The following is a 5,814-nucleotide window of genomic DNA, read 5'->3' on the forward strand; positions in this document are numbered from 1 at the left end:
TCAATATCTTTAAATTCTAATTCTTCTTTATGTAAAACCGCTTCAGCAGGCTCACCTTTATATTCCCATGCTGCTACAAAAGCAAAGTCTTTATCATTACGTTTTGCTTCTCCTTTTTGTGGTCCAGATTCTTCTGCTGATTCTTCTCTAAAATGGCCGCCACAAGACTCTTCGCGCATTAAAGCATCTTTGGCAAATAATTCTCCAAGCTCTAAGAAATCGGCAACACGACCTGCTTTTTCAAGTTCTGGATTCATTTCATCTGCCGTTCCTGGAACTGAAACCTCTTTCCAGAATTCTTCTCGAATCGCTTTAATTTCAGCCATAGCTTCTTTTAAACCTGTTGCATTTCTAGACATTCCTGCCTTATCCCACATTACTTTTCCTAACTTCTTATGGAAATAATCTACAGATTTTGTTCCTTTATTATTTACAAAGAAATTAATTCTGTCGCTTACTTCTTTTTCTGCTTCATCAAATTCCTTAGTATCGGTTGGAATTTTTCCTGTTCGAATATCATCAGATAAATAATCTCCAATAGTATACGGTAATACAAAATAACCGTCGGCTAAACCTTGCATTAATGCCGAAGCTCCAAGACGATTGGCACCATGATCTGAGAAATTTGCTTCTCCTATACAATAGCAACCTGGAATAGTTGTCATTAAATTATAGTCTACCCAAACACCTCCCATAGTATAATGTACTGCTGGGTAAATCATCATTGGTGTTTTGTATGGATTTTGATCTACAATCTTTTCATACATTTGAAATAGATTACCATACTTAGCTTCTACAATTGCCTGACCCAATTCAATAATTTTTTCTTTAGAAGGGTTTTCTATATTATGGATTTTAGCTTGCTCTTTCCCGTAGCGCTCAAATGCTGACGCAAAATCTAAATATACCGCTTCCCCTGTAGCGTTAACACCATAACCCGCATCACAACGTTCTTTGGCAGCACGAGATGCTACATCTCGAGGCACTAAGTTTCCAAAAGCTGGATAACGACGTTCTAAGTAATAATCGCGTTCGTCTTCAGACAAATCGGTTGGTTTTTTACGACCTTCACGGATTGCCATAACATCTTCCATATTTTTAGGCACCCAAATACGTCCATCATTACGAAGTGATTCAGACATCAATGTTAATTTAGACTGATAATCTCCACTTCGAGGAATACATGTCGGGTGAATCTGTGTATAACAAGGGTTTGCGAAATACGCTCCTTTTTTATGAATTTTCCAAGCTGCAGTAGCGTTAGAACCCATTGCGTTTGTCGATAAGAAATAAACATTTCCGTATCCACCTGAACCCACAACTACGGCGTGAGCCGAATGTCTTTCTATTTCTCCAGTAATTAAATTACGTGCAATAATTCCACGTGCTTTCCCATCAACTATAACAATATCAAGCATTTCGTGACGGTTAAACATTTCTATTTTACCACGAGCTATCTGACGGTTCATAGCTGAATATGCACCTAATAATAATTGTTGTCCTGTTTGACCTTTGGCGTAAAATGTTCTTGAAACTAATACACCACCAAACGAACGGTTATCTAATAATCCGCCATAATCACGTGCAAAAGGAACACCTTGAGCTACGCATTGGTCTATAATATTAGCAGAAACTTCTGCTAAACGATACACATTAGCTTCACGCGAGCGATAATCACCACCTTTAACAGTATCATAAAATAATCTATGTGTTGAATCTCCATCGCCTTGATAGTTCTTAGCAGCATTTATTCCGCCTTGAGCGGCAATAGAATGTGCACGACGCGGAGAGTCTTGATAAGCAAACGCTTTAACGTTATAGCCTAACTCTGCTAAAGTTGCTGCTGCCGAACCACCAGCTAAACCTGTACCAACAACAATAACATCAATATGACGCTTATTAGCTGGATTTACAAGATTAATTTTATTTTTATAGTCTGTCCATTTATCTTTAATTGGACCCTTTGGTACTTTTGAATCTAAAGCCATAATATTTTTTAGATTAATGGTTAAGATGATGGAAAAGTGCAATAATTATAAATCCTAAAGGAATAATAATCGAATATGCCTTACCTATATTTTGAAGCGTTTTTTTACGTCCAGCCGTTGAACCCATAGATTGAAAAGCCGAGGTAAATCCATGAGCTAAGTGTAATCCTAATAATATAAAAGCAATTACATATGCAGCAACTCTCCAGATAGGAACAAACTTTTCTACTAACTCATGATAGTAACGTGTTGGGTCTTCAGGTTGAACATTAATGTATTTTACATTGATTTCATGAACCCAAAAATCGGCAAAATGTAAAACAAGAAAAGCCAAAATAACCAATCCGCTATAAATCATATTCCTACTCATCCAAGTAGAATTTGCAGCACCATTATTTCTAGCATAAGCAATACCATTTGCCTTTTTATTCTTAATTTCTAATATGAATCCCATAACAAAATGAAACACCACACCAAAAATTAAAACGGGTTGTAAAGCAAATTGAATTAATGGATTTGTACCCATGAAGTGAGATAATTCATTAAACAGGTCTTCACTAAAAAGTGACGTAATATTTACTGCTAAATGAATAATTAAGAAAAACATAAGGAAGAACGCAGAAAGCGCCATGGCTACTTTTCTTCCAATCGAAGATTTAAAAAATCCGCTCATTATTATGAAGTTATTTATATAGTTACAAAGGTACTTTACAATAAAGTTATAGACAAAAAGTTACGCCTTTAAAATTTGTATTTAGAACCATTTTAATTTAGAAACTTTATTTTATTTGAATAATTGATTTTTCTGAACCAATTCTAACACCATATTCACCTTTTGGCAAGTAATATTTACCATTTTCGGCTTTATTAATTTTAACACTTGTATTCTCTTTCATTAATGATTTTTGTGCTTTTTCAGAAATGGTTAAATCGTATTCAATAGTATTGAATCCTTTCTCTGCATTTACTTTTATTACATTTAGTTCTGAGTTATTTTCAGATAAGATTTTAATGGTTTGCTCTCCAGTTTTATTTGCATAAAAATTAATATCAATTGAAGGCTCAAAAACCTTAGACCAGGCACTAAAACTACTTCCCCAACGTAAAGAATGCTTAACATCTTCAACGTCAAAAAGCACAATAGATTGATTCATTTTTGATGCACTCATTTTTTGTAAATGTTTAATATTGGTTTTGTAAATGCTTCTCCCGTGTGTTCCTAAAAGTAAATCGTTAGCTTTAGGCTGAATAACCAAATCGTGAATCGCAACACTTGGCAATCCTTTGCTAAAAACGTCCCATTTTTCACCTTTATTAAAAGATACGTATGCGCCATTATCTGTTCCTACATATAAAATATTCTCGTTTTTAGGATCTTCTTTAATCACGTTTACTGGTGATAATGGAATATTTGAACTAATATTTTTCCACGTATTTCCGTAATCATCACTCATATAAACATACACCGAAAAATTATCCCAACGATATCCGTTTAAAGTCACATAAACACGTTCTTTTTTATGCTGCGATGCGATAACGCGTGTTACCCACAAATCCTTTGGTAATTCGTTTGAAATATTTTCCCAACTACCACCAGCGTTTTTAGTGACATGAATTAATCCATCGTCACTTCCTGTATAAATTAACCCAAATTGAAAAGGCGATTCGCTAATGGTTGTTAATGTGCCATAAGCAACATTTCCTGCTTTCCCTCCATTGGTTAAATCGTTACTAATAGCAGTCCAATCATCTCCCTGATTCATAGAACGCATCAATTTATTTCCACCTAAATATAAAATATCTTGATTATGAGGCGACAATAAAATAGGGGTTTGCCAATTAAATCGATACGGATTCTCTCCCAACTCATGTTTGGGTTGAATATATTTTTGTGCTTTAGTTTCTCGATTGATTCTAAAATAATTTCCGAATTGATACCCTGTATAAACAATATTTGAGTTTCTGCTATCAATTTGAATATGCATCCCATCGCCTCCCATAATACTCTCCCAAGGATTCTGACCACTTTGTTGCCAACGTTTATTAACACCAGCATTATGAGCACCAACCCAAACACCATTATCTTGTAAACCGCCATAAACGTTATACGGTGTTTCGTTATCTACATTTATGGCATAAAATTGACCTACAGAGGTTACATTTAATTTTTCCCAACTTTCGCCATCGTCATAGCTCATATTTAAACCACCATCATTTCCGTTAATTAAATGTCCTGATTTTTCTGGATTTACCCAAAGTGCTTGATGATCGGCATGTACGTTTTCTTTACTGATGGATGCAAATGTTTTTCCGCCATCTTTAGATTTTAAAATAGGCACCCCCATAATGTAAATACCATCTTTATTTTGAAGGTCAACTCGTATTTCTCCAAAATAATAGCCATAACTATAATACAAATCGTCAATATAGTTTTCATGTGTTTTTTGCCATGTTTTACCACCATCAATACTTTTATAAACCTCAGCTCCAATTACAGGTGTGTCGAAAAGCATAGTGTTGGCATTTTCTAAGTATTTAGCCAAATCGATTGGTTTTACGTTGCCGCTTCTTACCATTTGTTTTACATTTTCGGCACGATATTTTTCTTGAAATCCGTTAGTTTTTAAAAACCCATTGAGCTTTTTATCTTCAAGGTTTAAAAAAGATTCAATGGTCATGGTTTTAAAATCTTCCTTAGTTAAGCCTTTTTTATCTTCTTCTTTATTTCCTGAAGTCCTTCTAAATTGACTGTCGTGCAACGCATAAATTATGTTTTCGTTAAAAACTGCTAAACCAATTCTACCAACACCATCGCCAGTAGGAAATCCACTTTTTGGAGTCGATATTTTAGTCCAAGTATTACCAGCATCTGTACTTTTATAAATTGCTGAATTATTTCCACTTCCATTAAAATTCCATGCTTTTCTGTCTTTTGTCCACGATGAAGCAAACATCACATTGTAATTGTTTGGCGCGTATTGCACATCAATAATACCACTTACGTCATCAACAAAAAGATTTTGTTTCCAGGTTTTGCCTCCATCAGTAGTTTTATAAATACCACGCTCTTTGTTTGGAGAGTATAAATGACCTGTAACGCCAATTACAACTTCATCAGGGTTATTTGGGTTAATAAGAATTCGACCAATGTGATGAGAATCTGGTAACCCAACATTTACCCAAGTTTTTCCGTTATCAGAAGATTTCAAAATCCCAATTCCAGCATAACTAGAACGCGATGAATTATTTTCTCCAGTACCAACCCAAATGGTTCTCGTTTTCCAGTCTACGGCAATGTCTCCAACATTTTGAGTATTTGAAGTATCTAAAATTGGCTCAAAAGTAGAACCATTATTAATTGTATGCCACACGCCACCAGAGGCATAACCAACATAAAATTCTGTTGGATTATTAGGATTTACATCTAAATCTACAACCCTGCCGCTCATTATTGTTGGCCCTATATTATCAAAGGATACGTTTTTAACTAATGAGTTTTGAGCGAGTTCTTGTTTTTGTTGAATCGCTTTTTCCAAAACATTTGCAGATGTTGATGCTTGTTGGCTAAAGCCAAAACAAGAACAAAAAAGGAAGCAAATAATAAGGTGTTTTTGAAGTCTCATATTGATTGGTTTTATGGTTATGAAAATTAACCATTCTTAATGTTCTAGCAAAATTTAACCATTCATTTTATTTAAGCCTTATAATTTAGTCATAAAAAAAAGCCTGTAAAATTGATTCCACAGGCTTTCATATTATTTATCGATTTACTTAATCTAATACTATCTTTTTCGTAATCACTGCAGAATCAGAATGAATATTTACA

3 protein-coding genes are annotated in these 5,814 nt (G+C 34.4%); all 3 read right to left on the reverse strand.

The window, feature by feature from the left end:
• The coding region (locus AADI82_RS13235) for a fumarate reductase/succinate dehydrogenase flavoprotein subunit (protein WP_341216899.1) at positions 1–1,988 on the reverse strand (1,988 nt) is incomplete at its 3' end.
• A gap of 13 nt (positions 1,989–2,001) precedes the next feature.
• Positions 2,002–2,661 carry a succinate dehydrogenase cytochrome b subunit gene (locus AADI82_RS13240; protein ID WP_341216900.1) on the reverse strand — a complete coding sequence of 220 codons (660 nt, stop codon included), beginning with the start codon at positions 2,659–2,661 and terminating at the stop codon, positions 2,002–2,004.
• A 106-nt stretch (positions 2,662–2,767) separates the two neighbouring features.
• Positions 2,768–5,611, reverse strand: coding sequence for a glycosyl hydrolase (locus AADI82_RS13245; RefSeq protein WP_341216901.1), 2,844 nt, complete (start codon positions 5,609–5,611; stop codon positions 2,768–2,770).
• Between the last annotated feature and the right edge of the window lie 203 nt (positions 5,612–5,814).

Source organism: uncultured Wocania sp. (genome assembly GCF_964021735.1).
Classification (GTDB): domain Bacteria; phylum Bacteroidota; class Bacteroidia; order Flavobacteriales; family Flavobacteriaceae; genus Wocania_A.

Coding starts and splice junctions, on each gene's coding strand:
- AADI82_RS13245 (WP_341216901.1), bottom strand. CDS start 5,611: ATGAGACTTCAAAAACACCTTATTATTTGCTTCCTTTTTTGTTCTTGT.
- AADI82_RS13240 (WP_341216900.1), bottom strand. CDS start 2,661: ATGAGCGGATTTTTTAAATCTTCGATTGGAAGAAAAGTAGCCATGGCG.